This is a genomic window from Serratia sp. LS-1 (assembly GCF_003719595.1).
In the GTDB taxonomy this organism is placed as follows: Bacteria; Pseudomonadota; Gammaproteobacteria; order Enterobacterales; family Enterobacteriaceae; genus Serratia; species Serratia ureilytica.
Genome location: NZ_CP033504.1, coordinates 1,471,828 through 1,497,105, shown reverse-complemented (window position 1 = coordinate 1,497,105; position 25,278 = coordinate 1,471,828). Strand labels below are relative to the sequence as shown.

The window sequence follows — 25,278 nt, the reverse complement described above, 5'->3', positions numbered from 1 at the left end:
CGCATTAACGCTTAGACGATCTTCGGTTGGCCGTCCGAGGCGGTCGCCCCGCCATCGACCGGAATGTTGGCGCCATTGATAAAGCTGGCGTCGTCGCTGGCCAGAAACGCCATCACCGCCGCCACTTCTTCCGGCTCCGCCGCACGCCCCAGCGCGATGCGCTCATTGAACTTGTCGCGGATCTCCTGCGGCCAGCCGTTGGTCATGTTGGTTTTGACCAGGCTCGGGCAGACCGAGTTGATGCGCACGCCGTCACCGCCGTGATCCAGCGCCATGGCGCGCGTCAGGTTAACCACCGCGCCTTTCGCCGCGCAGTAATAGGCCGCGCCCCAGTCACCGCCCAGGCCGGACACCGATGCGGTATTGACGATGCAGCCTTTGGTTTTCAGCAAGTGCGGCAAGGCGAATTTGGAACAGAACACCACGCCGTCGATATCGACCCCGGCGATGCGACGCCAGTCGTCGATGCTGGTTTCCAGCACGCTGCCCGCCACGTGTACGCCGGCGTTGTTCAGCAGGACGTCGATGCGGCCCAGTTTTTCCGCCACCTCGTTCATCATTTTTTCAACCGCCACGTGATCGGAAACGTCGATATGCACCGCCATCGCGCGGCCCTTCGGCAGCGAAGCGGCGACCTTGTCTACCGCTTCCTTGGCCCAGTCGGCCAGCACCACAATGGCGCCCTCGGCGGAGAAACGCCGCGCCGCCGCTTCCCCCATGCCATTGCCCGCACCGGTGATAACCACGACTTTATTGTCAAAACGCATGAGACCTCCTCCATGTAAACGCATTTATATAAGTCATACAAATCTCATTGCCCCGAGGATAAGACGCAGGCTCCCTGAGAGCCAGTCAAAACGTGCGGTTTATTAACCAAAAGGAGGTATGCGAGTCATTTCAATGCGCTGGGTTAATCTTTATCGGATTTTGGCCAACATATTGATGGAGATAATAAAATTGCGGCCAGTCACTATTTTCCTGGCGGATTGTCAGCAAGCGGGATTATTGCGGATAGACGGTTATGGCCGCTCAGAGATAAGCGATGCGAATGAAAAAAGCAGCCGCCCGCCGGCGGCCGCGACTATTTTTTCTCGATGGGGATCACCAGCAGATCGACGTTCAACTCATTGATCGCCTGACGCGCCGAAGAAACCAGCCGGCTCCAGACATCGTGGTGATGGCCGAAGATCACCAGATCGAACCCTTTTTCCTTCGCCACCCGATTCAGCTCTTCCGTCAATGCGCCACGGCTGACGATCACCTCTTCCACCGGATAGGAAGACTGCCCTTTGATCGCATTGAGCATATTCTTCACCCGCTCCGAAAACGTGCGATCGGTGTAGTTGTAATCTCCCACGCCCAGATCGACATAATAACCGGCGCGGTGAATATCGATATAAATCAGTGAAAGTTTGGCCTGGAGCGCGGCGGCCAGCCTGGCGCCCTTGCCCAACAGGAACTCGGCGTCTTCGCTGAGATCCGTGGCGACAACGATATGCTGATAAGCCATGACGGCGGCCCTCCGCGTCAAACCCATGAACAGGATGGCGTTCCTTGCCGCATGTTTCTCATGCACCTTAAGTTTAGCCCAGCGCCGGCCCCCTCGCCTGCTGCAGTGTCGTTCTATTAATGGAACGATGCATCCCGGCTTTAGGCTCTACCGGATTTATCTCCTCTCTCTACACTGTAGGCAAGTGCTGAGTTTCAGCCTTATCAATCAAAGAAGATACCCACTGACCTCACGACGAGAAAAGGAAAATACCATGAGCACTCCAGCCAACTTCAACGGCCAGCGTCCTGTTATTGATGCTAATGACGCGGTCATGCTCCTGATCGACCACCAGAGCGGTCTGTTTCAGACCGTCGCCGATATGCCGATGACCGAACTGCGCGCTCGCGCCGCCGCCCTCGCCAGCATCGCCACCCTCAGCAAACTGCCAGTGATCACCACCGCCTCGGTGCCGCAGGGCCCCAACGGCCCGCTGATCCCGGAGATTCACCAGAATGCGCCGCACGCGCAATACGTCGCCCGTAAAGGGGAAATCAACGCCTGGGACAACCCGGACTTCGTGGCGGCGGTCAAAGCCACCGGCCGCAAAACCCTGATCATCGCCGGCACCATCACCAGCGTCTGCATGGCCTTTCCGTCCATCAGCGCGGTGGCCGAAGGCTATAAGGTCTTCGCGGTGATCGACGCCTCCGGCACCTACTCGAAAATGGCGCAGGAAATTACCCTGGCGCGCGTGGTACAGGCGGGCGTGGTGCCGATCGACACCGCCGGCGTCGCCTCCGAGCTGCAGGGCAGCTGGAACCGCGCCGACGCTCAGCAGTGGGCCGAGGTCTACACCAAAATCTTCCCGGCCTATCAGCTGCTGATCGAGAGCTACCTCAAGGCGCAGGACGTGGTGAAAAATAACGAACTGCTGGACTCGCAGCGTTAAGATCGCGGGCATAAAAAACCCCGGCCAAGGCCGGGGCTATTAATCGTGTGCCGGTGACTTTCCCGGCTGTCATGTTATGGCGTAAGCGTCCATCCCACACTCCAACATTACGCAGCCTAAGCGCGACTTTTTCACAACAGAAAAATAGACTGAAACGCGGCGTTATTAATTCTGCGGCAATCTGTTTTTCTGTTGCCAATAATCATTAATTATTGGAACGTCATCGAGGAATCGAACCCCAGTCCGCCAACGAATAATTTCGCTGCCGCTCTTCCTGCTGAGCTAATGACGTATCGAGAAAGACTCCGGGCGAACCCGGAGTTTATTCAGGCTGAGGATTTCATTGCTTAACTGCTCCGGCTTAAACCATCATCGCTGTCGTAAGAAATTGCACCTCGGCCGAAAATTATAACGCGACTACGTTGCCGGCAGAAGGCCCCTTCATGCCATTTTCGATAGTGAACTCAACCTGTTGGCCTTCGTCCAGCGTTTTGAAATCGTTGCTCTGGATAGCGGAGAAGTGTACGAACACATCTTTGCCGCCGTCTGCCGGGGTGATAAAGCCAAAGCCTTTACCTGCATCAAACCATTTTACCAAACCCGTCATTTTATTGGACATAGAGATATTTCCTTTATATTTTTGCGACGCCATAGGGCGATAGAGGTCTGTTTTTATTGGAAACTTATGGGGCACTAGAGAAGAGAATTCGCGGAAGAAGAGGTATCTGAGGGATATCGCTAATACTGAGAACTGCTTTACTAAAACTGCTTTCATAAGGTCTGTACTACAAACCGATGACGCTATTTACACACAGCTAAATTATTTAAGCAAGATATATTTTAAATTATATTCATCTGCCTCATAAATTTATTACCGCAAAGCACCGCCTGCATCTGCCGCTAACGGCCTATGAAAAAATTTTTTCGCACTGCTGGATCATACCGGCGATTCATTATAGAACTAGGTTCCCCCTTCTTACAGGCCGTTAACCGATGATTGATATGCCAGCCGTGCTCGCCGTCTTCACCGTGTATATTGTCGGCGTGGTGATCCCCGGCCCCAACTTTGTCGCCGTTGCACACAAAGCCGTTTCCGCGCGCCGCAGCGAGGCTTTCGCTCTGGTGGCAGGTATTGTCTTGGTCAACCTGTTCTGGGCGAGCAGCGCCCTGCTCGGCGTCGGCATGATTTTCACCCTGTTCCCTTGGCTGGCGCTGGCGGTAAAAGTGGCCGGCGCAGGTTATTTGATTTGGTTCGGTTATCGGCTGATCGCCCATGCAGCTCCCGGCTCAGGGGTTGTCGGCGCGGCGGGTGGGGTGAACTCCGGCTTCAGATCGGCATTCTTGCAAGGGGTCGCCACCAACATCGCCAACCCCAAATCCGTCGCCTTTTACGCCGCGGTGTTTTCGTCGGCGGCGCCTGCCCATGTCTCCATGCCCACCTTCGCCGCCATGCTGCTGGAGGTCGCGGTAGTCGCTAGCCTGTGGTATGGCCTGGTGGCGCTGGTGCTGTCGCACGCGCCGATCGCCAGCGCCTACCGACGCAGTAAAGCCTGGATCGATCGCGCCTGCGGCGTTCTGATCATCAGCCTGGGCATCAGGCAGCTCTTCAGCCGATGATTGCGATCCCCAGCCGCTCCAGCAGTTGAGCGGCCTGGTGACTGTCCATTTTAACGCCCTGCAGATCGGTGGCGCGCAAATCCAACTCGCCCAGTTCCGCGTTGCTCAGATCGCACTGGGTGACATCGGCGGCGCGCCAGTCAAAACCGGAGAATTCGCCGCCGGACAGATCGGAGCCGCTGAAGCTGGCGCCGAGCACCTGCGCGCCGTGCCAACGGTTTTCCCACAGCTCGCATTTCTCCAACACCACTTTGGCAAAATTGGCGTAGCTCAGGTTGCTCTTGGTGATATAGGCGCTGCAAAACCAGGTGCGGCTGGTGATCATATTCATAAAGCTGGCGCCGCGAAAATCTGCTCCCTGCGCGCGACATTCGCGGATCTCCAACCCCAATGCGTCAACGTGGCGGAAATCGGCCATCGATAAATCGCAGCTTCTAAAACTCGCGTCTTTCAGGATTGCGCGGCTGAAGTTACCGCCCTGTCGGCTCTCGCGATCGTAAAATTGACAGCCGATAAATTCGGTGCCGGTCAGATCGGCGCCCGAAAAATCACACAGCATAAAGCTGCCGTTTTCAATTTTTTCGCCGGTAAAGCGGTTACGCGCGATCTTCTCACCCTTCAGCGCCAGGCTCATTGCAACACCCCTGTTTATTTATACAGTCAGTGCGGCATTTAATCCTATTCCGGCGCGGTTGGCAACCGCCGTCGCTCAGCGGCCATCCGCTGCGGGCGGTGCGAACGCCACCTTGACGATGCTGAAGCGCTTGACGCTTTCCGCCTGAGCGACGTCGGCAAAAAGTTTGGGGTAACGCGAGTTGACCACCCACACCTCGCCATCGCGCAGCGCGGCGCCGGTCGGCCCATCCAGCCCCGGCGGCGCGGCGACGGCGACGATATGCGTGCTGGCCCAGCCGTCCGTCGAGGAGAGCAGCGACACGTCACCGGACATGCCCCCTGTTCTCCCCGGATAAGACTGTACGATCACCAATTCGTTGGCGTTTTTGAGCCGCAGCCCGTCCGGCCCTTTCAGCCGATGCGGCAGCCTGATTTCACTTATCGCAGGCGTGTTATCCAGCGTCACCTTCCACAGCAGCCCGCGGGTGTAGTCCGACGCAATCAGGTAGCCATCCGGGTGATACACGATGCCGTTGAGATAAGGTTGCGTGCCCTGCGCAGCCGCAGGCGCGTCGGCGGGCAGCAGAAGCGATGAGCGCACCAGGATCGACACCTGGCGCGTTGCCCGGTCGATCTTGTAAATCTGCGGCTGGAAGCTGTCGGTGACGTAGATATTGCCCTGCGCATCGAGCGCCAGATCGTTGGCGAGCGTCGGCCCACGGCTTAACGAAGACAGATCGTACACCTGCTGCAGCGCACCGGTATCGAGACGAAATTCCAACACCTGCGCCACGCGATTGCGCGTGCCGGGCGAAGAGTGGAGGGACACCCCTACGTCTTCATTGCACACCAGCACCCGGTTGCGCTCGGTGTCCACCAGCATGCCGGAGGTGGTAATCAGTCCCTTGCCGGTGGAAAAACGCCGATAGCGGCCATCGGGATAAACCAGGCCAAGTTGCCCGCCGCGCAGGGAAGACACCAAAAACGCGCCGGCGCGCGCATTCCAGGCGACGCCCTCTGGGTAAGCGCCGGCGGGATCCGGCGAAAAGTCGATGCGTTGCGTCGCGTGCGCCTGCACAACGCCGCCGATGAACAGTGCGATGCCGGCCAGCCGGGCAGCGCACCGACGTTGCGGCAATAACAAAGAGAATACGCGGAAGGGAAACATGGGCGTGCACCTGATGAGGAGTCGGATCGCTAGGGTAGCGTCGCGCCGCCGGCGGCACCAGCCGGGAAAAAGGCAATACGCCGCTAAAAAAATCGCAGTAATCGGCGCAAAAAAAACCGCCCGATATGGGCGGTTGACGTGACGGCGAACCGTTACTTCAGGGCTTCCTGAATAGCGTCGGCCATCGGGCCGATGTGCTTCTCCGCCGCCTTCAGCTGGAAATCCACGCCGTTGCCATCGTTGGTGTCTGACAGCGTAGCCTTGATAAGCTCCAGCGCCGCCTGCACCGCCACCAGCCGCTTGTGCTGTTCGTCCGTGACCGGTTCGGCGCCCATGTTTGCCGGATAGTAATGCTCTAACATCGCGATCTCCTTTTGATGACGTTAAACCTTAACCTACCAGAAAACCGCGCATTTATTAAGGAAACCGCGCCCGGCGCGGCCGAATGGCGATAAATTGCACTATACTGGGCAAACCCGCCCTCCTGCCACAGGATCACCGCCATGTCATTCCAGGGAAGCTGCCACTGCGGCGCCGTCACCTTCTCCGTAGACGCCGAACTGCCGACCGAAGCCCTCAGCTGCAACTGTTCGATTTGCCGCCGCAAGGGGCTGCTGCTGTCGTTCTTCCCCATCAGCGCTTTCACGCTCAACAGCGGTCAGGACCAGCTCAGCACTTACACTTTCAATCACCACAAGATCCGCCATCAGTTCTGCCGGACCTGCGGAGCCCAGCCCTTCGCCTACGGCACCGCGCCGGACGGCGCCGCGATGTGCGCCGTTAACCTGCGCTGCGTGCCTGACGTCGCGCTGGATGCGTTACAGATCCACGCCTATGACGGCGCCAGCGTCTGAGATTCCGCGTTTTCAGCGGTAGACGGAGAACTTCTTGGTAAGCGGTTTAAGCTGTTCGGTGTCGCCGTAGAGCGCCACCGCCACGAAATCCAGCTGCTCGTAAGGGGTGTTGGCGGTGTCGGCGATCTGTTGTTCGGCGGAGTGCGACAGCATGGTGGTAGTGAAGAAGTTGGCCAACACGCCCTCTTCCTTACACTTCAGAATCAGGTTGCTAAGCTGGCTGCTGTTCTTGGCCTGCAGGATCACGATCGGGTAGTGGCTCATATTGGCGCTGACGCCGTCGAGGCTGCTCGGATAGTGGTGAAACTCGCGCTGCTCGATAAGATCGGTGATGCCCGCCGTCAGATGGCAGGAGGCGTTAAACAGGGTGGCCGGTTCGTGGTTGCGGTTGAGGATGATGTAGAATTTTTTCTCGTTGTCGCTGTACATACTCTTCTCCTTGAATAGGCAGCCAGTTTTACCCAAGCTGCACACGGTTTCAAGGCGTGAAAAGGGGCCGCGTTCGGCCCCCATGATAACGCTGCCGGCTCAGACGGCGCCTTCACCTGGGCCGAGCGGTTGCGCCACCTGATGCAGCACGGTGATGTTCTGCAGGATAGTGCCGCCGTCGATCGGTTTCATCTGGCCATCGCGATCTTTATAGTGCGTCGGTTTGGCACCGTGGAAGAACAGCCCGGCGTTGACCTGCACACCCAGATAGCCTGCGCTGGCCGGCAGGCGCTGCACGTCGGTCCAGGGATTGGAAACCGGCACATACTGGAATCCCTCGCTCGTCCTGGCGTATAGCGGGCGCAGCAGCGTGACAAAGGCCATCATCGGCGACAGCGCGTCTTTAAAGATCTGCACCGGCCGGTCAACCGTCATCAAGAAACCCTGCGGCTGCTCCTCGACCGTGTCGAGACTCAGGCTGCTGCTGATATCGTCACCCCGGCCGCCATAGCTCCATTCAATGGCCGGCGCCCCACTCTCGTTCATCATCTCTGACATACACTGCTCCTTATAAAATGAATTCAACACGCCTGCTGCGTGCCGGAACAGTAAACCGCCGCAGGGGGACCCGCGTCCACGCCGGGCGGCACGCTGGCGAACCAAACAACGAAGGCGCGCAATCAATAAAGCTCGAAATGAATAATTTCCCCGCGTGATAGCGCAGCATTTGAACGACCTCAGCCGTTGCAAGGGCACATAGTGATGGCGTTACCGCCACTGGAGAGTGTTATGACCACGATTAAACCGGACGCCATCGACCGCGTTTCCCCTACCGCCACGCCCTGGCTAGCCGTCATCAACGTACTGTTCGCCGGCATCGCCGCGGCGCTGCACGTGGGTAAGGCCACCATCGCGCTGCCGGCGCTACAGGCCGAATTCGGCCGTTCGCTCGAGGCGCTGAGCTGGGTCATCTCGGCCTTTCCTTTCGTCGGGGTATTCGGCGGCATCGCCGCCGGGTTGCTGGTGCGCCGCTGGGGCGACCGGCGCCTGCTGGCGGTGGGGTTACTGATCATCAGCGCCGCCAGCTTTACCGGCGCCACGCTGCACGACTTCAGCGGATTGATCGTTAGCCGCTTTGTCGAAGGCCTCGGCTTCGTGATCGTGGTGGTCGCCTCACCGGCGGTGCTGAACCGCATCGTCGCCCCGGCGCAGCGCAGCCTGGTGTTCGGCATCTGGAGCACCTTCATGCCGGCGGGCATCGCCATTTCACTGTTTTTCGGCCCCCATCTCGCCGACTGGCAACAGAGTTGGCAGGCCGGTGCGGCGCTGACGCTGCTGGCCGCCCTGCTGTTGCCGCTGACCACGTCCCGCAACGCCGCCAAGGCGCACGCTCCGCCGTTGCAGCTGCGGCAAGCGCTGGGCGTGCTGCTGCGGGCGCGGCAACCGCTGTTGCTGGCGCTGATGTTCACCACTTACAACCTGCAGTTTTTCTCGGTGATGACCTTCCTGCCGATCTTCCTGATGCAGCGCATCGGCCTGTCGCTGGCGGTCGCCGGCGGCATCAGCGCAGCGGCGGTGGCGGCGAACATCATCGGCAACCTCGCCGCCGGGTTCTTGCTGTCGCGCGGTCTGCGGGCCGGTAGCCTGCTCGCGGCCACCAGCCTGGTCATCGGCATCTTCGGCATCGGCATTTTCCTGCCGATGACGCCCAATGGCCTGCTGATCCCGCTGTGCTTCCTGTTCTGCGCCATCGCCGGCATGCTGCCCGCCACCATTCTGGCCGCCACGCCGGCGGCGACGCCGGAGCCCACGCTGCTGCCGCTGAGTCTGGGGTTGGTGATGCAGGGGAACTACCTCGGCCAGGTGATCGGCCCGGTCGCGCTGAGCGCCATCGTGGCCGCGGCCGGTTGGGCGGCGCCGGCGTGGCTGGTGCTGGCGGCGGCGGTGTCAGGGGCGGGCTTGGCGCTGATTTTTCGCCGCGAGCCGCGCAATGCGGCGTAATGGCGCAATAATGAGAAAGGAGGTTCTATTTATTATTAGCGGTGCTGAATATTCCCTGGTGCGGGCGCGTGCTTATCGTGAAGGATAAGGCCAGTGATGATCCAGGCCCGACAATGACAAGGCGCCGGTCGCAACAAGATAAATCAGCAGACCGGCGAAAGCGATCAGCAATGCCTTTTCGATAACGGCAAGTCGTTTGTGTTCTGTCATTTGCATACTCCTGCGTGGTATCGGGCGAACGGCCGCCCTCATCAACACTAGGAAAGTCTGGCGCAGGCGGCAAGCGCAACACACAAAATGAAACACAATCAATAAATTTTGTTAACTATTTAGCGTTCTTTCTTTCCTTGCGCCGCCGCCTGAGCCTCGCGCGGCGCCCTCCTTTCCCCTTAGTAACCCTATGGAATACGCCGTTAAAAATCCCCTACCGGATAAGCAAAGGTAATGATAGTGTTGTTTTCATTCAGTTCATCTATGCTGAAAATTCATCTTTTGAGGGACGACTATGATGTCTAAAGGCATTTCCAAGGGATTCTTTATTCTGATCCTGTTCATCGTTACCGCCGCCTTTCTCGACGTGCTGGGGCCTTATTACTCCTCGGTGCTGTGGGCGGTTATTCTGGCGGTGATTTTCCATCCGGTGAAAAAGAAGTTGAAACAGTACGTCGGCGAACGCAACGGCGTGGTGTCGCTGCTGACGGTGGCGCTGATCTGCCTGATCGTGTTCACGCCGTTAGCGATCATCGCCTCATCGCTGGCGATGGAATTCAACATGATTTACACCAAGCTGCAGACCAACAACAGCCAATTGCCGACCATGCTGGCGGACTTCATGCGTCATCTGCCCGGCTGGGCGCAGCGCTTCCTGGCGGAACATAACCTCAACAGCGCCGCCGAGATCCAAAAACAACTTTCCGAGGTGGCGCTCAAGGGCGGGCAATACCTGGCGGGCAGCGTGTTCCTGATCGGCAAAGGCACCTTCAACTTCGTCGTCGGCTTCGGCGTGATGCTCTACCTGCTATTCTTCCTGCTGAAAGACGGCCCGTACCTGGTGAACCTGGCGCTCGAAGCGCTGCCGCTCTCACAGCACGTGAAGCACCACCTGTTCGTGAAGTTCGCCGCCGTCTCCCGCGCCACCGTCAAGGGCACGGTGGTGGTCGCCGTGGTGCAAGGCGCGCTCGGCGGGCTGGCGTTTTACTTTACCGGCATCGACGGCAGCTTGCTGTGGGGCGCGCTGATGGCGTTCCTGTCGATCATCCCCGCCGTGGGCTCCGCCATCATCTGGGTGCCGGCGGTGATCTACTTCTTCGCCACCGGCATGCTGTGGAAAGGCATCTTCCTGGTGGTGTTCTTCGTGGTCGTAATCGGCCTGGTGGACAACATTCTGCGCCCGCTGCTGGTAGGCAAAGACACCAAAATGCCGGACTACCTGATCCTGATCTCCACCCTGGGTGGCATGGAGATTTACGGCATTAACGGCTTCGTCATCGGGCCATTGATCGCCGCGCTGTTCATCGCCTGCTGGAACATCCTGTCCGGCCGCGACAGCAAGGAAAACATCGAAGAGATCGACGAAGAATTCATCGAAGAAGGCAAGAATCATCCCGACGTGGCGGAGTAAACCTCTCGCGCCGTATCGCACCGGGGCCCGTTTGGGCCCCTTTTTTGTCTGTGGTATCCTTGCCGCGCTAACAAGGAAGAACGGGTTTCGTTATGCTTATTCTCTACGCCACGCTGGCCATCGCCTTCACCCTGCTGTGCCTGCTGGCCTTTATCTCTTGCGCTTACCAGCTTTCGAAGCAGGGCGACGTCAAATTTTTGGCCTCGCTTTCCGTGCTGATCTTCGCGCTGCTGGCCTTCTATGCCGCTTATGGCTACGTCAGCACCTGGCTGCAACAGCAGGCGGTGGATGTCCGGCTGTATTAGCGCAGCGGGATGAAAAAGACCTGCTCCGGATCGCCGTCATCGAGATTGTCAATTTGGCCGCTGGCGACAAACCCGGCGTTCAATAGCAGCCGCTGCATCGGCAGGTTGGAATGATTGGTGGAGGTGAACAGCTTCGGGTGCCGGCAGTGCAACTTAAGCGCCGCAATCAGCGCCTGCCCGACGCCCCGGCGGCGATAGCGCTCGCCGACCATCAGCATCTCCACAAAGCCGCAGCCGAAGAAGTGATAGTGCAGCACACCGTATCCCATCGCCATGCCCTGCTCCTCGGCAAGATAACAGACGCCCTGCCCGCACCAGGCGCGGATCTGCGCCGCGCGCTGCGGCTCGTATTCGGCGACGCTGTCGAGGGCGATCAGGGCTGAGGCATCGCTGTCGGTGGCCTGGCGAACAAACATGTTTTAATCCTCATGCTGATGGATAACGGCGATACCGCATCAACGAAACGGCAACCGCGGCGGGATAGTTTTTACATCCCGGTCGAATTTTGTAATCCTATTATAGAGTTACCAAAACACACGCCAAGGAAGGAAAGCATTTCCCGATGAGAATACCGCAAATCTCCGCCGCCCTGCTGTTTACCCTGCTGCTGGCCGGCTGCCAGTTCCACAAAACCGTGTTCCCGCCGCCGTATATCGGCACCCCGCAAGAGATCGGCACCTACGAAGTGAAAGGGCTGACGTTCGTCACCACCGTCACCTTCAGCGGCCTGTTCGCCGAAGATCTGGTGCGCGAATACGCACAGAAACACCACTATCGCTACTATGTGGTAACGATGCGCAGCAACGGTTTTAAAGACCGAAGCGAGCGCGTAAGCGCGATGATGTATCGGTAGAGAGTGGCGCCACATGCCGTGAAATAATGCCGAAAAAACGGGCTTTAGCATGAGGAAGCGCTATACGAAATATTGCACAACCCAATACTCACAGGCCGCATGAAAATACGGCCTGTGACTTTGGTTTAATTGTCTGACATCGCAGTTTCCGCCCTGCATTTTCACTGCGGACGAAATTCCAATACGCTGCTTTTGACCGCTTCGTAAGCCGCGGCCGTTGGCGGTTTAGGCAAACGTGCATTGACGATTGCTTTTATCGCGGCCTGGCAAAGTTCCGGATCCCCTTGAACAGCCCGAATGCTGATCAGCAGGCCATCCGGCGCCAGCTTGATGCTTAATGTACAACTTCTGCCTGAGTAGGTTTCGGCGTCTTTAAAATGGCGTTGGATCTCCGCTTGCACCTGAGACAGGTAATGTAATTCCTCTTTTCCCGGCGCCTTTGGGTTGCCAAGGTTGGCGAAAAGATCGTCAACCTCTTTATTTGCCGGATCGGTTTGGCTGAGGGCAGTACTCTTGGCACACCCGGTTAACGCCAGTGCGAACATTCCCGCCAATAATGTGGCGGCGCCGGTTTTAAAGCCTGAATGCGTGATTTTCATATCCCTGTCCTTATGGATGACTATCAGCCAAAATCAACGTGGTATTCGACAAGATCCCCGGCGCATACTTATACAGAATTAACGCCAAACCGCCAGAGACATTGCGAGTATCAAGCATCGGCATGCGGAGAATCGTGGGCCGATGATGACATGAAGCCATAGCTCCCCAGGCGGGGCGTACAGCTGAAAACCCTGACCTATCGATAACCTTGTTATCCGAACGAGTAATCACTCCATCAATAAATTAAGTTATTCTTAATTTTTTATCCCATTAGAAGCGCTTTCAACCCTGGCAATCTGGAAAATCTGCCTATACTTACTTTCCTGATATTAAATTTGTTTAAGTAACCAGGATGGTAGGTATGAAAAGCAAACGCCCCTTTGCCGCGCTGCTGGCGGCAACAGCATTGATGTCCCTGGTGGGCTGCGCTTCCAATCAGGCGATCAAAACGACGGACGGTAAAACCATTGTTACCGACGGCAAGCCCCAGATCGATAAAGATACCGGATTGGTCTCCTATCGAAATGCTGAAACGGGCAAAACGGAACAGATCAATCGAGACCAGATTGCAAACATGAGTGAGTTGAATAACTAAAAGGAGCTACAAATGAAAAAAGCGCTTGTTCTTCCCGCGATCGCCCTGGTTGCCATCGCCGCACTGTCAGGCTGCACACGCACCAGCTACGCTATTCATACCCACGATGGCCGAACGATCATCAGTGACGGCAAACCGAAAGAGACTTCTGCCGGGTTGATCGGGTATACCGACGCCAATGGCGTCAAACAGCAAATCAACAAGACGGAAGTCAAAGAGGTGTCGGAAATCCCGCATTAAGGTTCCGATCATCTCAGCCAGCTAAAACCAAGGGAGCCGATGGCTCCCTTTCTATTCAAACACCAAGCGTGCCTTGCCGCGTTTAACGAGAACGTCGATAACCACCTGACATTTCAGCACCAACATTCTCAGGTTTGCCATAGGGATCTCTCCTTTCCCTGCATCAAGCAGCTATAATCCAGAAAGTGGAGTTATTTGATAATGATAAGGAGGGAGTATGTATAAAACTATCTTGGTTCCCGTGGATATTACCGAGCCGGAATTAACACAGCAGGTCATCCCGCATGTCAACGCGCTCGCCAGGCTCGAAGACTCCCACGTCCATTTCCTGGCGGTGATCCCGTCACGCGCCACCTACGCCGCTTTCGGCTTTGCCGCCACAGCGGCGATAGAAACCAAAGATGAAACCATTGCGCTAGCGAGCGAGGGGCTGGCAAAAGCGGCAAAACAATTCAGCGTGCCTGAAGATAGAGTGACCACGCATGTCGCCGTCGGCGATCCTAAAGATCAGATCCTGGAACTCGCCGATGCGCTTAACGCGGAGATTATCGTGATGGGTTCCAACCGCCCTTCTGCGATCACTTATCTCCTTGGCTCCAATGCCACCGCCGTCGTCCGCCACGCCAATTGCCCGGTGCTGGTCGTACGTGAATCGGCTAACGCCGCTCAGTGAGCCTGTTCGATAATACCTCACTCATCTTTGAACAATAAAAAACGGGAGCCCTAAGGCTCCCGCTCTCATTCAAGCGCCAAACACGCTTACATGTGTTTAACGATAGCGTCGCCAAACTCTGAACATTTCAGCAGCTTAGCGCCGTCCATCAGGCGCTCGAAGTCATAGGTCACGGTCTTGGCGGCGATGGCGCCTTCCATGCCTTTAACGATCAGGTCAGCCGCTTCGAACCACCCCATGTGACGCAGCATCATCTCTGCGGACAGGATGATGGAGCCTGGGTTCACCTTGTCCTGGCCGGCGTACTTCGGCGCGGTGCCGTGAGTCGCTTCGAACAGCGCGCAGTCGGAGCCGATGTTGGCGCCCGGCGCAATGCCGATACCGCCTACCTGGGCCGCCAGGGCGTCGGAGATGTAGTCGCCGTTCAGGTTCATACAGGCAATCACGTCGTATTCCGCCGGGCGCAGCAGGATTTGCTGCAGGAAGGCGTCGGCGATCACGTCTTTAACCACGATCTCTTTGCCGGTGTTCGGGTTCTTGATCTTCAGCCATGGGCCGCCGTCGATCAGCTCGCCGCCGAACTCTTCGCGCGCCAGCTCATAGCCCCAATCCTTGAAGGCACCTTCGGTGAACTTCATGATGTTGCCTTTGTGAACCAGGGTCACGGAGTCACGGTCGTTGGTGATGGCGTATTCGATCGCCGCACGCACCAGACGCTTGGTCCCTTCCTCGGAGCATGGCTTCACGCCGATACCGCACTGCTCTGGGAAGCGGATTTTCTTCACGCCCATTTCGTCGCGCAGGAATTTGATCACTTTGTCCGCTTCGGCGGAGCCGGCTTTCCACTCGATGCCGGCGTAGATGTCTTCGGCGTTTTCGCGGAAGATCACCATGTCGGTCAGCTCAGGCTGTTTCACCGGGCTTGGAGTGCCCTGGTAGTAACGCACCGGGCGCAGGCACACGTACAGGTCCAGCTGCTGGCGCAGGGCCACGTTCAGAGAACGGATGCCGCCGCCGACCGGGGTGGTCAGGGGGCCTTTGATGGCGACGCGGTAGTCGCGGATCAGGTCCAGAGTTTCGTCCGGCAGCCACACGTCTTTACCGTAAACGTGGGTAGATTTTTCGCCGGTGTAGATTTCCATCCAGGAGATTTTACGTTCGCCGTGGTAAGCCTTTTTAACGGCCGCATCAACCACGTGGATCATGGCAGGAGTCACGTCAACGCCGATGCCGTCGCCTTCGATGAACGGGATGATCGGGTTATGAGGAACAACCAGTTTACCCTGGGCGTCAACCGTGATTTTTTTACCTTCTGCCGGAACAACTACTTTGCTTTCCATCAACCTCTCCTTCAAGCGCAATTTTGTTAATGCTTTGTAAGATGCGTGTAGATACTACTTGAATATTCGGTCCGCGCCAATCCGAAACGGATTCGGTTATAATGCGCTTATCATCCGTAATCTCAACTGTTATGAAAAAATTCTCTGTTAGAAATCACAACGTTAAACGATTCAGCAAGCCGAATGCCGCCAAACCCGCCGCGCCGAAGGGGCCACGTCGAATTGTGTTATTCAACAAGCCCTTCGACGTGTTGCCGCAGTTCACCGACGAAGCCGGCCGCGCCACGCTGAAAGAGTACATCCCCTTCCCCGACGTTTACGCCGCCGGGCGCCTGGATCGCGACAGCGAAGGGCTGCTGGTGCTGACCAACGACGGCCAGCTGCAGGCGCAGCTCACCCAGCCGGGCAAGCGCACCGGCAAAATCTATTATGTGCAGGTCGAGGGCGCGCCGCAGGAAAGCGATCTGGCGCCATTGCGCTGCGGCGTTACGCTGAAAGACGGCCCCACGCTGCCCGCCGGGGTGGAGCTGGTAGCCGAGCCGCAGTGGCTGTGGCCGCGCAACCCGCCGATCCGCGAGCGTAAATCCATCCCCACCAGTTGGCTGAAAATCACCCTGTTCGAAGGGCGAAACCGCCAGGTGCGTCGCATGACGGCGCATATCGGGTTCCCTACCCTGCGCCTGATTCGCTACAGTATGGGTAATCTTTCGCTGGGCTCACTGCAGCCTGGTGAATGGAAAAGCATCGATTCTCTGTAGACCGATAACTGATGGAGGCGCCATGAAATCCACGCCGATCGCGCTGCTGCTCGCCGCTCTGGCGGCCCCGTTTGCCGCCCAGGCCGCCAGCTTCGACTGCGCCAAGGCGGCAAGCCGCGATGAGCAAGCCATCTGCGCCAACCGCACGCTGAACGATTTGGATGTGCAAATGGCCACCCAATACCAATTGCTGCGCGGCCTGTTCGCCATGGGCGCGCGCGGCGCGATGCAGGACAGCCAGCAGGCCTGGCTGGCAAAACGCCAGCAGTGCGGCGGCGACACCGCCTGTCTGCTCAAAAGCTACCGCACCCGCATCGCCGAGCTGGACGATATCTATCGGCGCATCGACAAACCGCTGTAAGGAGACCGCATGTTCAAACCGCACGTCACCGTGGCCTGCGTGGTGCACGCCGCCGGCAAATTTTTAATTGTCGAAGAGACCATCAACGGCAAAGCGCTGTGGAATCAGCCGGCCGGCCACCTGGAGGCCGACGAGACGCTGGTGCAGGCCGCCGAGCGCGAGCTGTGGGAAGAGACCGGCATCCGCGCCACCCCGCAGGCGTTTTTACGTCTGCACCAATGGATTGCGCCGGATCGCACGCCGTTCCTGCGTTTTTGCTTCGTCATCGAGCTGGAACAGCCGCTGCCGACCGAGCCGCACGACAGCGATATTGATCGCTGCCTGTGGTTGAGCGCCGACGAGATTTTGCAGGCGCCCAACCTGCGTTCCGCGCTGGTGGCCGAGAGCATTCGCAGCTACCAGCAGCCGGAGCGCTACCCGCTGTCGCTGGTCGGCAGCTTCGCCTGGCCGCATTGAGGGCGCCGGGCAGCACAAGATGAACAGTGCGCCGGCGCGGGCAACGTGGTAAAATCCTGCGCTTGTTTTTATCAGCACGGTTCGTGTTCAAGTTCGTGAGATCCCCATGTCAGACAACAGCCAGAAAAAAGTAATCGTCGGTATGTCCGGCGGCGTCGACTCTTCCGTTACCGCCTATCTGTTACAGCAACAGGGCTATCAGGTCGCTGGGCTGTTCATGAAAAACTGGGAAGAAGACGACGACGAAGAGTACTGCTCCGCCGCGACCGATCTGGCCGACGCGCAAGCGGTCTGCGACAAGCTGGGCATCGAACTGCACACGGTGAACTTTGCGGCGGAATACTGGGACAACGTGTTTGAGCTGTTCCTGGAAGAATACAAGGCCGGCCGCACGCCGAACCCGGACATCCTGTGCAATAAAGAAATCAAATTCAAAGCCTTCCTGGAGTTCGCCGCCGAAGACCTGGGGGCCGATTTCATCGCCACCGGCCATTACGTGCGCCGCCAGGACGTGGACGGCAAAAGCCGCCTGCTGCGCGGCGTCGACGGCAACAAAGATCAGAGCTACTTCCTCTATACCCTGAGCCACGAGCAGGTGGCGCAAAGCCTGTTCCCGGTTGGGGAACTGGAGAAGCCGGAGGTGCGCCGCATCGCCGAGCAACTGGAGCTGGTCACCGCCAAGAAGAAAGACTCCACCGGCATCTGCTTTATCGGCGAGCGCAAATTCCGCGACTTCCTCGGCCGCTACCTGCCGGCGCAGCCGGGCCCGATCGTCAGCGTCGACGGCCAGACCGTCGGTGAACACCAGGGCCTGATGTATCACACCCTGGGCCAGCGCAAAGGGTTAGGCATCGGCGGCCTGAAAGACAGCAGCGAAGATCCGTGGTACGTGGTGGATAAAGACGTGGCCAATAACGTGCTGGTGGTCGCGCAAGGGCACGATCACCCGCGCCTGATGTCAGTCGGCCTTATCGCGCAGCAGCTGCACTGGGTTGATCGCCTGCCGCTGACCGGCCCGTTCCGCTGTACGGTGAAGACCCGCTATCGCCAGCAGGACATCCCTTGCACCGTGACCCCGCTCGACGACGAACGCATCGAAGTGCGTTTCGACGAGCCGGTCTCTGCCGTCACCCCCGGCCAGTCGGCGGTGTTCTACCAGGGCGAAATCTGCCTCGGCGGCGGCATCATCGAACAGCGCCTGGCGTAGTTCGCCTGCCGCCCAAGAAAAACGCTGCGTTTACCGCAGCGTTTTTTTATTCAGAATTCCACCTGCGCCCCCAGTTCGATCACCCGGTTTGGCGGGATTTCGAACAGATCCGGCGCCCGCAGCGCGTTGCGCTGCAACAGCTGGAACACCTTGCCGCGTACGCGCAGATACCAGGGGCGCTTGCCCAATACCAGCGTATCGCGCGACATGAAGAACGAGGTCTCGTTCATGGTGAAACTCATCCCCTCCAGGCCGCAGCGATAAAGGATATCCGTCACGTTGGGCGTTTCGCGCCAGCCGTAGCTCGCCACCACCCGCCAAAAGCTCGTCGACAGCTGTTCGATCGCCACCCGCTGCACGTTGTGCACATACGGCATGTCGGTAGTCACGATAGTCAGCAGCACCACGCGCTCATGCAACACCTTGTTGTGCTTCAGGTTATGCAGCAGCACCAGCGGCACCGCATGCGGCGTGCGCTCCATAAACACCGCGGTGCCCGGCACCCGCTTCGGCGGCGCCTTCTCCAGCGACTCGATCAGCGCGGTCAGCCCTTCCTGGTTGTCGCGCAGCCGGCGGATCAGGCGCGAGCGCTCGGTCTTCCAGGTCAGCATGATCAGCAGAATGATCAACCCCAGCGCCACCGGCAGCCAGCCGCCGGTCGCCAGTTTGATCAGGTTGGCGCCGAACAGCGGCACGTCGATGCACAGCATGGCAAGCAGCATCAGCCCACCCAGATAGCGCGGCCAGCCCCAGTTTTTCACCGCCACGATGCTCAGCAAAATCGACGACAGCAGCATGGTGCCGGTCACCACGATGCCGTAAGCCGAGGCCAGGTTGCTGGAGTGTTTAAAACTGATAATCACGATCAACACCGCCGCGAACAACAGCCAGTTCACCACCGGAATGTAGATCTGCCCGGACTCCTGATCGGAGGTATAGATGATGCGCATCGGCGGCAGGTAGCCCAGCCGCACCGCCTGGCGCGTCAGGGAGAAGACGCCGGAGATCACCGCCTGCGAGGCGATCACCGTCGCCAACGTGGCGATCACCAGCAGCGGGATCAGCGCCCAGGTGGGCGCCAGCAGGAAGAACGGGTTATTGATCGCCGCCGGGTTGGCCAACAGCAGCGCCCCCTGGCCGAAGTAGTTCAGCACCAGCGCCGGCGCCACCAGCGTAAACCACGCCAGGCGGATCGGTTTTTTGCCGAAGTGGCCCATGTCGGCGTACAGCGCTTCGGCGCCGGTGACCGACAGCACCACCATGCCCAGCGCGAAGAACGACACTGCCTTGTACTCGAGGAAGAAATTCACCGCCCAGTAAGGGTTCAGCGCCCGCAGCACGCAGGGGTGATGCAAAATGCCGCCGATGCCGAGCAGCGCCAGCGTCAGGAACCAGATGACCATCGCCGGGGCGAACAGTTTGCCGACGCTGCCGGTGCCGTGTTTCTGGATCGCGAACAGCGCGGTCAACACCAGCAGCGACAGCGGCACGATAAAGCTGTCCAGCTCGGGGGCAATAATCTGCAGGCCTTCGATAGCCGAGAGCACCGAAATGGCCGGGGTAATCACCCCATCGCCATAAAAGAAGCTGCCGCCCACCAGCCCGACCAGCACCGCCGCCGGCACCCAGCGCGCATCCAGCTTGCGGATCGCCAGCGACATCAGCGTCAGAATTCCCCCTTCACCGTCGTTGTCGGCGCGCATCACGAAGCAGACGTATTTGATCGACACCACCAGCGTCAACAGCCAGAAAATCAATGACAGAAAGCCGTAGATCGACGTCGGCGTCAGGGTGATCCCTTCTTCCGCCGTCAGGCATTCGCGCAGGGTATACAGCGGGCTGGTGCCGATATCGCCGTACACCACGCCGATGGCCGCCAGCGTCACCGCCGGCAGCGGCTGCTTGTTTTTTACGTGCATATAAAGGTCTTTATTTGAGGGGTCACGTTGGCAGTATAGATGCAGCCGCCGCACTTTATTTGCCGCCGCAACAATAAGTTCGTGCCGCGCCACCGGCGATTTTCGCCGTCTATTTGCGCAGTTCTGCGCCGCACGGCGCATCCGCCTCGCCACAGGCGTATTAGACGCTGGGTTTACCCTCAATTTTATGGCATGATCCGCGGCATTCGTTGTCATCGTTGTTACAGCCACGCCCGATCGTTACCGTTCGCGGCCGCCGCCGTTACCCTGGCGATACGCACAACCTTATACAGTAAGCCATGTACCGTTCACCGCGTTTACAGGAGTCATCGTGGCGAAGAATTATTATGACATCACGCTGGCCATGGCGGGTATCAGCCAGTCGGCGCGTTTGGTTCAGCAATTGGCCCATGAAGGGCAATGCGACCGCGAAGCGTTTCACACCTCGCTGAAAAGCCTGCTGCAGATGGACCCACCCTCTACGCTGGCGGTGTTCGGCGGCGAGGAGCGCAATTTGATGGTCGGCCTCGAAACCCTGATGGGCGTGCTTAACGCCAACAACAAAGGGCCGGGCGCGGAACTGACCCGCTACACCATCAGCCTGATGGTGCTGGAGCGCAAGCTCAACGCCAACAAACAGGCGATGAACACGCTCGGCGAACGCCTCGGCCAACTCGAGCGCCAGCTGGCGCACTTCGATCTTGAGTCGGACACCATCATCAGCGCGCTGGCCGGCATTTATGTCGACGTGGTCAGCCCGCTCGGGCCGCGCATCCAGGTGACCGGCTCACCGGCGATCTTGCAGAACCCGCAGGTGCAGGCCAAAGTTCGCGCCACGCTGCTGGCCGGCATTCGCGCCGCCGTGCTGTGGCAACAGGTCGGCGGCAGCCGCCTGCAGTTAATGTTTTCCCGTAATCGTCTGTTCAAGCAGGCGCAAAATATCGTTGCTCATTGTTAATCGATCCCAGGAGTTGCTACCGATGGAATTATCCTCACTGACCGCCGTTTCCCCCGTTGATGGACGCTACGGTGATAAAGTCAGCGCACTGCGCCCCATTTTCAGCGAATACGGTCTGCTGAAATTCCGCGTACAGGTTGAAGTACGTTGGCTGCAAAAACTGGCCGCCTGCGCAGAAATCAAGGAAGTTCCCGCTTTTGACGCCGACGCAAACGCTTTCCTCGACAAAATCGTCGCTGAATTCAACGAAGAAGACGCTCAGCGCATCAAAACCATCGAGCGCACCACCAACCACGACGTGAAAGCGGTCGAGTATTTCCTGAAGGAAAAAGTGGCGGCGGTGCCTGCGCTGCACGCGGTGTCCGAGTTCATCCACTTCGCCTGCACCTCCGAAGACATTAACAACCTGTCGCACGCGCTGATGCTGCAAAGCGCTCGTCAGGACGTGGTGCTGCCTTACTGGCGTAAAATCATCGATGCGCTGAAAGGGCTGGCGCTGGAATACCGCGATATCCCGCTGCTGTCGCGCACCCACGGCCAGCCGGCTACGCCGTCGACCGTCGGCAAAGAGTTCGCCAACGTGGCTTACCGCATGGAGCGCCAGTACCGCCAGCTGGAGCGCGTGGAGATCATGGGTAAAATCAACGGCGCGGTCGGCAACTACAACGCCCACATCGTCGCCTACCCGGAAGTGGACTGGCATCAGTTCAGCGAAGCGTTCGTGACCTCGCTCGGCATCACCTGGAACCCGTACACCACCCAGATCGAACCACACGACTACATCGCCGAGCTGTTCGACTGCGTAGCGCGTTTCAACACCATTCTGATCGACTTCGACCGCGACATCTGGGGCTACATCGCCCTGAACCACTTCAAGCAGAAGACCATCGCCGGGGAAATCGGCTCCTCCACCATGCCGCACAAGGTCAACCCGATCGACTTCGAAAACTCCGAAGGCAACCTGGGCCTGGCCAACGCCGTGCTGGGCCACCTGGCGGGCAAACTGCCGGTGTCCCGCTGGCAGCGCGACCTGACCGACTCCACCGTGCTGCGTAACCTGGGCGTGGGCCTAGGCTATGCGCTGATCGCCTATCAGGCCACCCTGAAGGGCATCAGCAAGCTGGAAGTGAACCAGGCGCACCTGCTGGACGAACTGGATCACAACTGGGAAGTGCTGGCCGAACCGATCCAGACCGTGATGCGCCGTTACGGCATCGAGAAGCCTTACGAGAAGCTGAAAGAGCTGACCCGCGGCAAGCGCGTGGATGCTGCCGGCATGCAGGCGTTCATCGACGGTCTGGCGCTGCCGGAAGAAGAGAAAACCCGTCTGAAGGCGATGACCCCGGCCAACTACATCGGCCGCGCCACCACCCTGGTCGACGAGCTGAAGTAAGCGCGTTAGACCCACAACGACAAGGCGGCCCGCGGGCCGCCTTGTTGCTTATTATTCGCCGCGCAACACCTGCAGCCGGGCTATCTGCCGCCCCTGCGCATCGAAGTTCTCGGCACTCAGCCAACGCGCCAGCGCCTGCCGCACCGTCGGCCAACGGTCAGCGGTGATGGCGAACCAGTCGGTATCCCGGCTGCGCCCCTTGACGATCACCGCAAAGCGGAAGTTGCCCTCGTAACGGAAACCAAAGCGCAGCGCGGCCTGGCGCGACGGCGCGTTGTGGCTGTCGCACTTCCATTCGCAGCGGCGGTAGCCCAGCGTATCAAAGGCGTAGCGCAGCAGCAGCGCGATGGCTTCGGTGGCGCTGGAGCGCTGTTTCATCAACGGCGACCAGCTGACGTGGCCGATCTCCAGCACGCCGTTGGCCTCGTCGATGCGCATCAGCGCCACCGTCCCCACCGGCGCGTCACTGGCGGCGTCGAACACCGTCAGATTGACCAGCCCCGGGTTGGCCTGCAGCGTCTCGAGATGCTGCAGCATCGCCGCCGGCGTATCGGGCCGTTCGATAGACAGATAGGTCCAGTCGCGGCCGTCCGGCGCCAGCTGGAAAGCATCGTACAGCGCGGCGTAATCCCGCTGCGGCTCGAGCGGCGCCAGTGAACAGAAACGCCCGCCGAGCGTTGCGCCGCCCGGGCGGCGAGCCGGCTGCCAATCCGGCATCGGTTCGCCAATCGGCTGACCATAACGATTCATTGCCATACGCGCCTCCTGCGGTTAACGGGTATAAACGATAAACGAGCTTCTTCTGCCGATTTTGTCGTACAGCGAACGCGCCGGCGCGTTGTACTCCTGAGTCATCCAATAGACCCGATCGCTGCCGCGCGCCTCCGCCAGCCGATACGCCTGTTCGAACAGTTTTTCCGACACTTTATGGCCGCGCGCCTGCGGCGACACATAAAGATCTTCGATATAACAATAGCCCACCGCGCTCCAGGTGGACGGATGGAATACCAGGTTCATCAGCCCCAGCAGCCGGCCGTCGGCATCCTCCGCCACCAGCCCGTACACCTGTTCATCCTGCCCCAACCGTTCGAAGGTGCGATCGGTCACCTGCGGCGCCACGTCGGCGCGGTAGAAGTCGAGATAGCCCTGCCACAACGCCAGCCATTGCGCTCTGTCGTCGCCATTGATTCTGCGGATAGTCACTTTAGGGTTTGATGGGTTCATAGCGCCTCACGGAGTAAGATATTATTTCCATTAGGGAAATAACCGAATGACGGCAGGATACACCGCGCGGCGACGGCGCAATACGGACCAATTAAAAACGCCGAGCAGACCAATTTTAGCCGTCGCTCTCCGCCGGCAGCGCGTTGAACACCTGCGCCAGCGTGGCGATAAAGCGCACGATCTCGTCCGGCGCATAGGCCGAGAAACCGAGCACCAGCGCCCCACGCTGCGGCGCGCCGGTGTAGAAATCCGTCAGGCCGTACAGCCGTATCCCCCTTTCGGCGGCGGCCGCCACCAGCCGCCGTTCCGTTGCCGCATCCGCCAACGGGCACACCAGCTGCAGCCCGCCCTGCGGCAACGCCGGGCGCGTCCAGGCCGCAAGGTGACGATGCACCGCGTCGTACAGCACGTCCAGCCGCGCCTTGTACAGCGTGCGCATATTGCGCAGATGCTCGGCGTATCCGCCCTCGTGCAGGAAGTGGAACAGCGTCATCTGCGCCAGCGCCGACGTGTAGCCGTCCTGAAACTGCCGGGCGGCGACCAATGGCCGCACCAGCTGCGGCGGCGCGATCATGAAACCGATGCGCAACCCCGGAAACAGCGTCTTGCTGAAGGTGCCGATGTACAGCGTGCGCCCGCTGCTGTCCAGCCCCTGCAACGCCGCCTTGGTTTGCCGGTCGTAGTTGAACTCGGCGTCGTAATCGTCTTCGATGATCCAGGCCCGCCGACGCTGGGCCCACTGCAACAGCGCCAGCCGCCGCTCGAGGCTCAGCGAATATCCCAGCGGGTAGTGATGAGACGGCGTGATGTAAACGCCCCGTCCGCTGCCCGAAGCCTGCATCAGTTGCCCGACGTCCAGCCCTTGCTCGTCGATGCCGATCGGCCGCGCCTGCAGCCCCGCCGACTGCACCAGCTTTTTTGCCCCCTGGTAGCCCGGCTCTTCGACGAAGACCGCATCGCCGGGATCGAACAGCACCTGCGTACACAGCGCCAGCGCCTGCTGAGAGCTGGTCACCACGATCACATGTTCCGCCGTCGCCTTGACGCCCCGCTCCCGCTGTAGATAATGCGCGATCTCCGCGCGCAGCTCCGGCAGCCCTTGCGGATCGGCATACCCCAACAATCGTTCGCCGTGCCGCCGCAGCGCCTGCTTTTCCTGCTGCAGCCATTGCTCGATGGGGAACGCCCGCAGGTCCGCCAGCGAAGGCGTCAGCGACGCCTGACGGCTGGTGTGCGGCGTATGGCTGACCGCCAGCAGCGCCCGGCCGCGATCGCTCAGCTCGCGCTCCGCCAGCCGCGCCTCTTGCCCCGTCGCCGCCGTCAGTAGTTCACGGCCGAGCAGCGTGTCACTGCGATAACGCACAAAGCTGCCGCGCCCCACCGTTCGACTGATGAATCCCTCAGCCTCCAGCCGCGCGTAGGTCTGTTCCACCGTGTCGCGCGCCACCGTCAGCCGGGCCGCCAACGCACGGCTCGGCGGCAGCTTCGTCCGCCAGGGCAGTTCTCCGGCGGCGATCAGTTGCAACAGGGCCTGGTGCAGCGCCGAACGCCGGGTCAGACCTTGCCGGCGCTGCTGCGCGAAGGCGGTCAGGATAGCTGCATCGTCCGCGTAGGATGGGTGAACACTCATGGGCAGTCTGTTTCTCCGAA

At 59.4% G+C, this 25,278-nt stretch carries 32 protein-coding genes and 1 pseudogene; 16 read left to right on the top strand and 17 right to left on the bottom strand.

What is annotated here, in order from left to right; genetic code table 11:
- Nucleotides 1-11: 11 nt before the first annotated feature.
- Both EDY99_RS07355 and EDY99_RS07350 read right to left on the bottom strand, forming a co-directional pair.
- Nucleotides 12-767 carry an SDR family NAD(P)-dependent oxidoreductase gene (locus EDY99_RS07355; protein WP_016928044.1) on the bottom strand — a complete coding sequence of 252 codons (756 nt, stop codon included), beginning with the start codon at nucleotides 765-767 and terminating at the stop codon, nucleotides 12-14.
- 314 nt (nucleotides 768-1,081) lie between these two features.
- Nucleotides 1,082-1,510 (bottom strand): universal stress protein, encoded by a 429-nt coding sequence (locus EDY99_RS07350; RefSeq protein WP_033642798.1) that lies wholly within the window; start codon nucleotides 1,508-1,510, stop codon nucleotides 1,082-1,084.
- A gap of 253 nt (nucleotides 1,511-1,763) precedes the next feature.
- On the opposite strand from EDY99_RS07350, the gene EDY99_RS07345 reads away from it, so the two are divergent.
- Nucleotides 1,764-2,441 carry an isochorismatase family protein gene (locus EDY99_RS07345; protein WP_016928046.1) on the top strand — a complete coding sequence of 226 codons (678 nt, stop codon included), beginning with the start codon at nucleotides 1,764-1,766 and terminating at the stop codon, nucleotides 2,439-2,441.
- Between the two features lie 213 nt (nucleotides 2,442-2,654).
- Here the strand turns inward: EDY99_RS07345 and EDY99_RS07340 are convergent.
- Together EDY99_RS07340 and cspA are read right to left on the bottom strand one after the other, a co-directional pair.
- Nucleotides 2,655-2,733, bottom strand: a pseudogene (locus EDY99_RS07340).
- A 114-nt stretch (nucleotides 2,734-2,847) separates the two neighbouring features.
- Nucleotides 2,848-3,060, bottom strand: a complete 213-nt coding sequence (gene cspA, locus EDY99_RS07335) for an RNA chaperone/antiterminator CspA (protein WP_004941268.1) — start codon at nucleotides 3,058-3,060, stop codon at nucleotides 2,848-2,850.
- A 374-nt stretch (nucleotides 3,061-3,434) separates the two neighbouring features.
- Here cspA and EDY99_RS07330 point away from each other — a divergent pair, with 374 nt between their 5' ends.
- Nucleotides 3,435-4,058 (top strand): LysE family translocator, encoded by a 624-nt coding sequence (locus EDY99_RS07330; protein ID WP_033642797.1) that lies wholly within the window; start codon nucleotides 3,435-3,437, stop codon nucleotides 4,056-4,058.
- Here EDY99_RS07330 and EDY99_RS07325 read toward each other — a convergent pair.
- From EDY99_RS07325 to EDY99_RS07315, 3 genes are all read right to left on the bottom strand, one after another.
- Nucleotides 4,048-4,692, bottom strand: a complete 645-nt coding sequence (locus EDY99_RS07325) for a Qnr family pentapeptide repeat protein (protein ID WP_123061634.1) — start codon at nucleotides 4,690-4,692, stop codon at nucleotides 4,048-4,050. The genes EDY99_RS07330 and EDY99_RS07325 overlap by 11 nt on opposite strands.
- 75 nt (nucleotides 4,693-4,767) lie before the next feature.
- Nucleotides 4,768-5,841 (bottom strand): SMP-30/gluconolactonase/LRE family protein, encoded by a 1,074-nt coding sequence (locus EDY99_RS07320; RefSeq protein WP_123061633.1) that lies wholly within the window; start codon nucleotides 5,839-5,841, stop codon nucleotides 4,768-4,770.
- 152 nt (nucleotides 5,842-5,993) lie between these two features.
- Nucleotides 5,994-6,203 (bottom strand): hypothetical protein, encoded by a 210-nt coding sequence (locus EDY99_RS07315; protein WP_004941260.1) that lies wholly within the window; start codon nucleotides 6,201-6,203, stop codon nucleotides 5,994-5,996.
- Nucleotides 6,204-6,344: 141 nt separating this feature from the next.
- Here EDY99_RS07315 and EDY99_RS07310 point away from each other — a divergent pair, with 141 nt between their 5' ends.
- The gene (locus EDY99_RS07310) at nucleotides 6,345-6,695 is read left to right on the top strand and encodes a GFA family protein (RefSeq protein ID WP_123061632.1); all 351 of its coding nucleotides are present in this window, start codon (nucleotides 6,345-6,347) and stop codon (nucleotides 6,693-6,695) included.
- 12 nt (nucleotides 6,696-6,707) lie between these two features.
- On the opposite strand, the gene EDY99_RS07305 is transcribed toward EDY99_RS07310, so the two are convergent.
- Nucleotides 6,708-7,124 (bottom strand): DUF2000 domain-containing protein, encoded by a 417-nt coding sequence (locus EDY99_RS07305; RefSeq protein ID WP_033642793.1) that lies wholly within the window; start codon nucleotides 7,122-7,124, stop codon nucleotides 6,708-6,710.
- Nucleotides 7,125-7,223: 99 nt separating this feature from the next.
- Entirely contained in the window at nucleotides 7,224-7,682 is a 459-nt protein-coding gene (locus tag EDY99_RS07300; protein ID WP_046686918.1) for a hypothetical protein, read from the bottom strand.
- A 231-nt stretch (nucleotides 7,683-7,913) separates the two neighbouring features.
- On the opposite strand from EDY99_RS07300, the gene EDY99_RS07295 reads away from it, so the two are divergent.
- Nucleotides 7,914-9,125, top strand: coding sequence for a CynX/NimT family MFS transporter (locus tag EDY99_RS07295; protein ID WP_123061631.1), 1,212 nt, complete (start codon nucleotides 7,914-7,916; stop codon nucleotides 9,123-9,125).
- A gap of 72 nt (nucleotides 9,126-9,197) precedes the next feature.
- On the opposite strand, the gene EDY99_RS24555 is transcribed toward EDY99_RS07295, so the two are convergent.
- On the bottom strand, nucleotides 9,198-9,335 hold the full coding sequence (locus tag EDY99_RS24555) for a hypothetical protein (RefSeq protein ID WP_016928056.1): 138 nt from the start codon (nucleotides 9,333-9,335) through the stop codon (nucleotides 9,198-9,200).
- Nucleotides 9,336-9,630: 295 nt separating this feature from the next.
- On the opposite strand from EDY99_RS24555, the gene EDY99_RS07290 reads away from it, so the two are divergent.
- Nucleotides 9,631-10,746: an AI-2E family transporter gene (locus EDY99_RS07290; protein WP_123061630.1), complete on the top strand. Its 1,116-nt coding sequence runs from the start codon at nucleotides 9,631-9,633 to the stop codon at nucleotides 10,744-10,746.
- A gap of 92 nt (nucleotides 10,747-10,838) precedes the next feature.
- Nucleotides 10,839-11,051 (top strand): hypothetical protein, encoded by a 213-nt coding sequence (locus EDY99_RS07285; protein WP_033652077.1) that lies wholly within the window; start codon nucleotides 10,839-10,841, stop codon nucleotides 11,049-11,051.
- Here the strand turns inward: EDY99_RS07285 and EDY99_RS07280 are convergent.
- The gene (locus tag EDY99_RS07280) at nucleotides 11,048-11,467 is read right to left on the bottom strand and encodes a GNAT family N-acetyltransferase (protein ID WP_123061629.1); all 420 of its coding nucleotides are present in this window, start codon (nucleotides 11,465-11,467) and stop codon (nucleotides 11,048-11,050) included. The two genes, EDY99_RS07285 and EDY99_RS07280, sit on opposite strands and share 4 nt — an antisense overlap.
- Before the next feature lie 146 nt (nucleotides 11,468-11,613).
- Between EDY99_RS07280 and EDY99_RS07275 the strand changes: the two genes are divergently transcribed.
- Nucleotides 11,614-11,904 carry a hypothetical protein gene (locus EDY99_RS07275; RefSeq protein WP_033642787.1) on the top strand — a complete coding sequence of 97 codons (291 nt, stop codon included), beginning with the start codon at nucleotides 11,614-11,616 and terminating at the stop codon, nucleotides 11,902-11,904.
- A gap of 161 nt (nucleotides 11,905-12,065) precedes the next feature.
- Here the strand turns inward: EDY99_RS07275 and tolA are convergent, their stop codons facing one another.
- The gene (gene tolA / locus EDY99_RS07270) at nucleotides 12,066-12,503 is read right to left on the bottom strand and encodes a cell envelope integrity protein TolA (RefSeq protein ID WP_103101233.1); all 438 of its coding nucleotides are present in this window, start codon (nucleotides 12,501-12,503) and stop codon (nucleotides 12,066-12,068) included.
- 362 nt (nucleotides 12,504-12,865) lie between these two features.
- Between tolA and EDY99_RS07265 the strand changes: the two genes are divergently transcribed.
- The 3 genes from EDY99_RS07265 (at nucleotide 12,866) to uspF (ending at nucleotide 14,012) form a co-directional block, all read left to right on the top strand.
- Nucleotides 12,866-13,099 (top strand): YgdI/YgdR family lipoprotein, encoded by a 234-nt coding sequence (locus tag EDY99_RS07265; RefSeq protein WP_033642785.1) that lies wholly within the window; start codon nucleotides 12,866-12,868, stop codon nucleotides 13,097-13,099.
- A gap of 12 nt (nucleotides 13,100-13,111) precedes the next feature.
- A complete protein-coding gene (locus EDY99_RS07260) occupies nucleotides 13,112-13,339 on the top strand; it encodes a YgdI/YgdR family lipoprotein (protein ID WP_019454813.1) in 228 nt (75 codons plus the stop codon).
- A gap of 217 nt (nucleotides 13,340-13,556) precedes the next feature.
- Nucleotides 13,557-14,012 carry a universal stress protein UspF gene (gene uspF / locus EDY99_RS07255; protein WP_123061628.1) on the top strand — a complete coding sequence of 152 codons (456 nt, stop codon included), beginning with the start codon at nucleotides 13,557-13,559 and terminating at the stop codon, nucleotides 14,010-14,012.
- 86 nt (nucleotides 14,013-14,098) lie between these two features.
- Here uspF and icd read toward each other — a convergent pair whose 3' ends face one another.
- Nucleotides 14,099-15,352 (bottom strand): NADP-dependent isocitrate dehydrogenase, encoded by a 1,254-nt coding sequence (gene icd / locus EDY99_RS07250; RefSeq protein ID WP_046686909.1) that lies wholly within the window; start codon nucleotides 15,350-15,352, stop codon nucleotides 14,099-14,101.
- A 131-nt stretch (nucleotides 15,353-15,483) separates the two neighbouring features.
- On the opposite strand from icd, the gene rluE reads away from it, so the two are divergent.
- From rluE to mnmA, 4 genes are all read left to right on the top strand, one after another.
- Nucleotides 15,484-16,110, top strand: a complete 627-nt coding sequence (rluE, locus tag EDY99_RS07245) for a 23S rRNA pseudouridine(2457) synthase RluE (RefSeq protein WP_046686908.1) — start codon at nucleotides 15,484-15,486, stop codon at nucleotides 16,108-16,110.
- A gap of 22 nt (nucleotides 16,111-16,132) precedes the next feature.
- On the top strand, nucleotides 16,133-16,471 hold the full coding sequence (locus tag EDY99_RS07240; RefSeq protein ID WP_046686907.1) for a lysozyme inhibitor LprI family protein: 339 nt from the start codon (nucleotides 16,133-16,135) through the stop codon (nucleotides 16,469-16,471).
- 9 nt (nucleotides 16,472-16,480) lie between these two features.
- Entirely contained in the window at nucleotides 16,481-16,927 is a 447-nt protein-coding gene (locus EDY99_RS07235) for an NUDIX hydrolase (protein ID WP_004941205.1), read from the top strand.
- A gap of 106 nt (nucleotides 16,928-17,033) precedes the next feature.
- Nucleotides 17,034-18,134, top strand: coding sequence for a tRNA 2-thiouridine(34) synthase MnmA (gene mnmA, locus EDY99_RS07230; protein ID WP_016928066.1), 1,101 nt, complete (start codon nucleotides 17,034-17,036; stop codon nucleotides 18,132-18,134).
- A 50-nt stretch (nucleotides 18,135-18,184) separates the two neighbouring features.
- On the opposite strand, the gene kup is transcribed toward mnmA, so the two are convergent.
- Entirely contained in the window at nucleotides 18,185-20,053 is a 1,869-nt protein-coding gene (gene kup, locus EDY99_RS07225; protein WP_123061627.1) for a low affinity potassium transporter Kup, read from the bottom strand.
- A 331-nt stretch (nucleotides 20,054-20,384) separates the two neighbouring features.
- Here kup and hflD point away from each other — a divergent pair, with 331 nt between their 5' ends.
- Both hflD and purB read left to right on the top strand, forming a co-directional pair.
- Nucleotides 20,385-21,011, top strand: coding sequence for a high frequency lysogenization protein HflD (hflD, locus tag EDY99_RS07220; protein ID WP_033642780.1), 627 nt, complete (start codon nucleotides 20,385-20,387; stop codon nucleotides 21,009-21,011).
- A gap of 22 nt (nucleotides 21,012-21,033) precedes the next feature.
- The gene (gene purB / locus EDY99_RS07215) at nucleotides 21,034-22,404 is read left to right on the top strand and encodes an adenylosuccinate lyase (RefSeq protein WP_033652066.1); all 1,371 of its coding nucleotides are present in this window, start codon (nucleotides 21,034-21,036) and stop codon (nucleotides 22,402-22,404) included.
- Between the two features lie 51 nt (nucleotides 22,405-22,455).
- Here the strand turns inward: purB and EDY99_RS07210 are convergent, their stop codons facing one another.
- The 3 genes from EDY99_RS07210 to EDY99_RS07200 all read right to left on the bottom strand — a co-directional run bounded on the left by EDY99_RS07210 (nucleotide 22,456) and on the right by EDY99_RS07200 (nucleotide 25,258).
- Nucleotides 22,456-23,160 (bottom strand): GNAT family N-acetyltransferase, encoded by a 705-nt coding sequence (locus EDY99_RS07210; protein ID WP_046899339.1) that lies wholly within the window; start codon nucleotides 23,158-23,160, stop codon nucleotides 22,456-22,458.
- Nucleotides 23,161-23,175: 15 nt separating this feature from the next.
- Entirely contained in the window at nucleotides 23,176-23,628 is a 453-nt protein-coding gene (locus EDY99_RS07205) for a GNAT family N-acetyltransferase (protein WP_123061626.1), read from the bottom strand.
- Between the two features lie 115 nt (nucleotides 23,629-23,743).
- On the bottom strand, nucleotides 23,744-25,258 hold the full coding sequence (locus EDY99_RS07200) for a PLP-dependent aminotransferase family protein (protein ID WP_123061625.1): 1,515 nt from the start codon (nucleotides 25,256-25,258) through the stop codon (nucleotides 23,744-23,746).
- Nucleotides 25,259-25,278: the final 20 nt, after the last annotated feature.

What these genes read in the sequence shown, in the direction of transcription:
- EDY99_RS07355 (WP_016928044.1), bottom strand. Translation starts at nt 767, where the DNA reads ATGCGTTTTGACAATAAAGTCGTGGTTATCACCGGTGCGGGCAATGGC.
- EDY99_RS07350 (WP_033642798.1), bottom strand. Translation starts at nt 1,510, where the DNA reads ATGGCTTATCAGCATATCGTTGTCGCCACGGATCTCAGCGAAGACGCC.
- EDY99_RS07345 (WP_016928046.1), top strand. Translation starts at nt 1,764, where the DNA reads ATGAGCACTCCAGCCAACTTCAACGGCCAGCGTCCTGTTATTGATGCT.
- cspA (WP_004941268.1), bottom strand. Translation starts at nt 3,060, where the DNA reads ATGTCCAATAAAATGACGGGTTTGGTAAAATGGTTTGATGCAGGTAAA.
- EDY99_RS07330 (WP_033642797.1), top strand. Translation starts at nt 3,435, where the DNA reads ATGATTGATATGCCAGCCGTGCTCGCCGTCTTCACCGTGTATATTGTC.
- EDY99_RS07325 (WP_123061634.1), bottom strand. Translation starts at nt 4,692, where the DNA reads ATGAGCCTGGCGCTGAAGGGTGAGAAGATCGCGCGTAACCGCTTTACC.
- EDY99_RS07320 (WP_123061633.1), bottom strand. Translation starts at nt 5,841, where the DNA reads ATGTTTCCCTTCCGCGTATTCTCTTTGTTATTGCCGCAACGTCGGTGC.
- EDY99_RS07315 (WP_004941260.1), bottom strand. Translation starts at nt 6,203, where the DNA reads ATGTTAGAGCATTACTATCCGGCAAACATGGGCGCCGAACCGGTCACG.
- EDY99_RS07310 (WP_123061632.1), top strand. Translation starts at nt 6,345, where the DNA reads ATGTCATTCCAGGGAAGCTGCCACTGCGGCGCCGTCACCTTCTCCGTA.
- EDY99_RS07305 (WP_033642793.1), bottom strand. Translation starts at nt 7,124, where the DNA reads ATGTACAGCGACAACGAGAAAAAATTCTACATCATCCTCAACCGCAAC.
- EDY99_RS07300 (WP_046686918.1), bottom strand. Translation starts at nt 7,682, where the DNA reads ATGTCAGAGATGATGAACGAGAGTGGGGCGCCGGCCATTGAATGGAGC.
- EDY99_RS07295 (WP_123061631.1), top strand. Translation starts at nt 7,914, where the DNA reads ATGACCACGATTAAACCGGACGCCATCGACCGCGTTTCCCCTACCGCC.
- EDY99_RS24555 (WP_016928056.1), bottom strand. Translation starts at nt 9,335, where the DNA reads ATGACAGAACACAAACGACTTGCCGTTATCGAAAAGGCATTGCTGATC.
- EDY99_RS07290 (WP_123061630.1), top strand. Translation starts at nt 9,631, where the DNA reads ATGATGTCTAAAGGCATTTCCAAGGGATTCTTTATTCTGATCCTGTTC.
- EDY99_RS07285 (WP_033652077.1), top strand. Translation starts at nt 10,839, where the DNA reads ATGCTTATTCTCTACGCCACGCTGGCCATCGCCTTCACCCTGCTGTGC.
- EDY99_RS07280 (WP_123061629.1), bottom strand. Translation starts at nt 11,467, where the DNA reads ATGTTTGTTCGCCAGGCCACCGACAGCGATGCCTCAGCCCTGATCGCC.
- EDY99_RS07275 (WP_033642787.1), top strand. Translation starts at nt 11,614, where the DNA reads ATGAGAATACCGCAAATCTCCGCCGCCCTGCTGTTTACCCTGCTGCTG.
- tolA (WP_103101233.1), bottom strand. Translation starts at nt 12,503, where the DNA reads ATGAAAATCACGCATTCAGGCTTTAAAACCGGCGCCGCCACATTATTG.
- EDY99_RS07265 (WP_033642785.1), top strand. Translation starts at nt 12,866, where the DNA reads ATGAAAAGCAAACGCCCCTTTGCCGCGCTGCTGGCGGCAACAGCATTG.
- EDY99_RS07260 (WP_019454813.1), top strand. Translation starts at nt 13,112, where the DNA reads ATGAAAAAAGCGCTTGTTCTTCCCGCGATCGCCCTGGTTGCCATCGCC.
- uspF (WP_123061628.1), top strand. Translation starts at nt 13,557, where the DNA reads ATGTATAAAACTATCTTGGTTCCCGTGGATATTACCGAGCCGGAATTA.
- icd (WP_046686909.1), bottom strand. Translation starts at nt 15,352, where the DNA reads ATGGAAAGCAAAGTAGTTGTTCCGGCAGAAGGTAAAAAAATCACGGTT.
- rluE (WP_046686908.1), top strand. Translation starts at nt 15,484, where the DNA reads ATGAAAAAATTCTCTGTTAGAAATCACAACGTTAAACGATTCAGCAAG.
- EDY99_RS07240 (WP_046686907.1), top strand. Translation starts at nt 16,133, where the DNA reads ATGAAATCCACGCCGATCGCGCTGCTGCTCGCCGCTCTGGCGGCCCCG.
- EDY99_RS07235 (WP_004941205.1), top strand. Translation starts at nt 16,481, where the DNA reads ATGTTCAAACCGCACGTCACCGTGGCCTGCGTGGTGCACGCCGCCGGC.
- mnmA (WP_016928066.1), top strand. Translation starts at nt 17,034, where the DNA reads ATGTCAGACAACAGCCAGAAAAAAGTAATCGTCGGTATGTCCGGCGGC.
- kup (WP_123061627.1), bottom strand. Translation starts at nt 20,053, where the DNA reads ATGCACGTAAAAAACAAGCAGCCGCTGCCGGCGGTGACGCTGGCGGCC.
- purB (WP_033652066.1), top strand. Translation starts at nt 21,034, where the DNA reads ATGGAATTATCCTCACTGACCGCCGTTTCCCCCGTTGATGGACGCTAC.
- EDY99_RS07210 (WP_046899339.1), bottom strand. Translation starts at nt 23,160, where the DNA reads ATGGCAATGAATCGTTATGGTCAGCCGATTGGCGAACCGATGCCGGAT.
- EDY99_RS07205 (WP_123061626.1), bottom strand. Translation starts at nt 23,628, where the DNA reads ATGAACCCATCAAACCCTAAAGTGACTATCCGCAGAATCAATGGCGAC.
- EDY99_RS07200 (WP_123061625.1), bottom strand. Translation starts at nt 25,258, where the DNA reads ATGAGTGTTCACCCATCCTACGCGGACGATGCAGCTATCCTGACCGCC.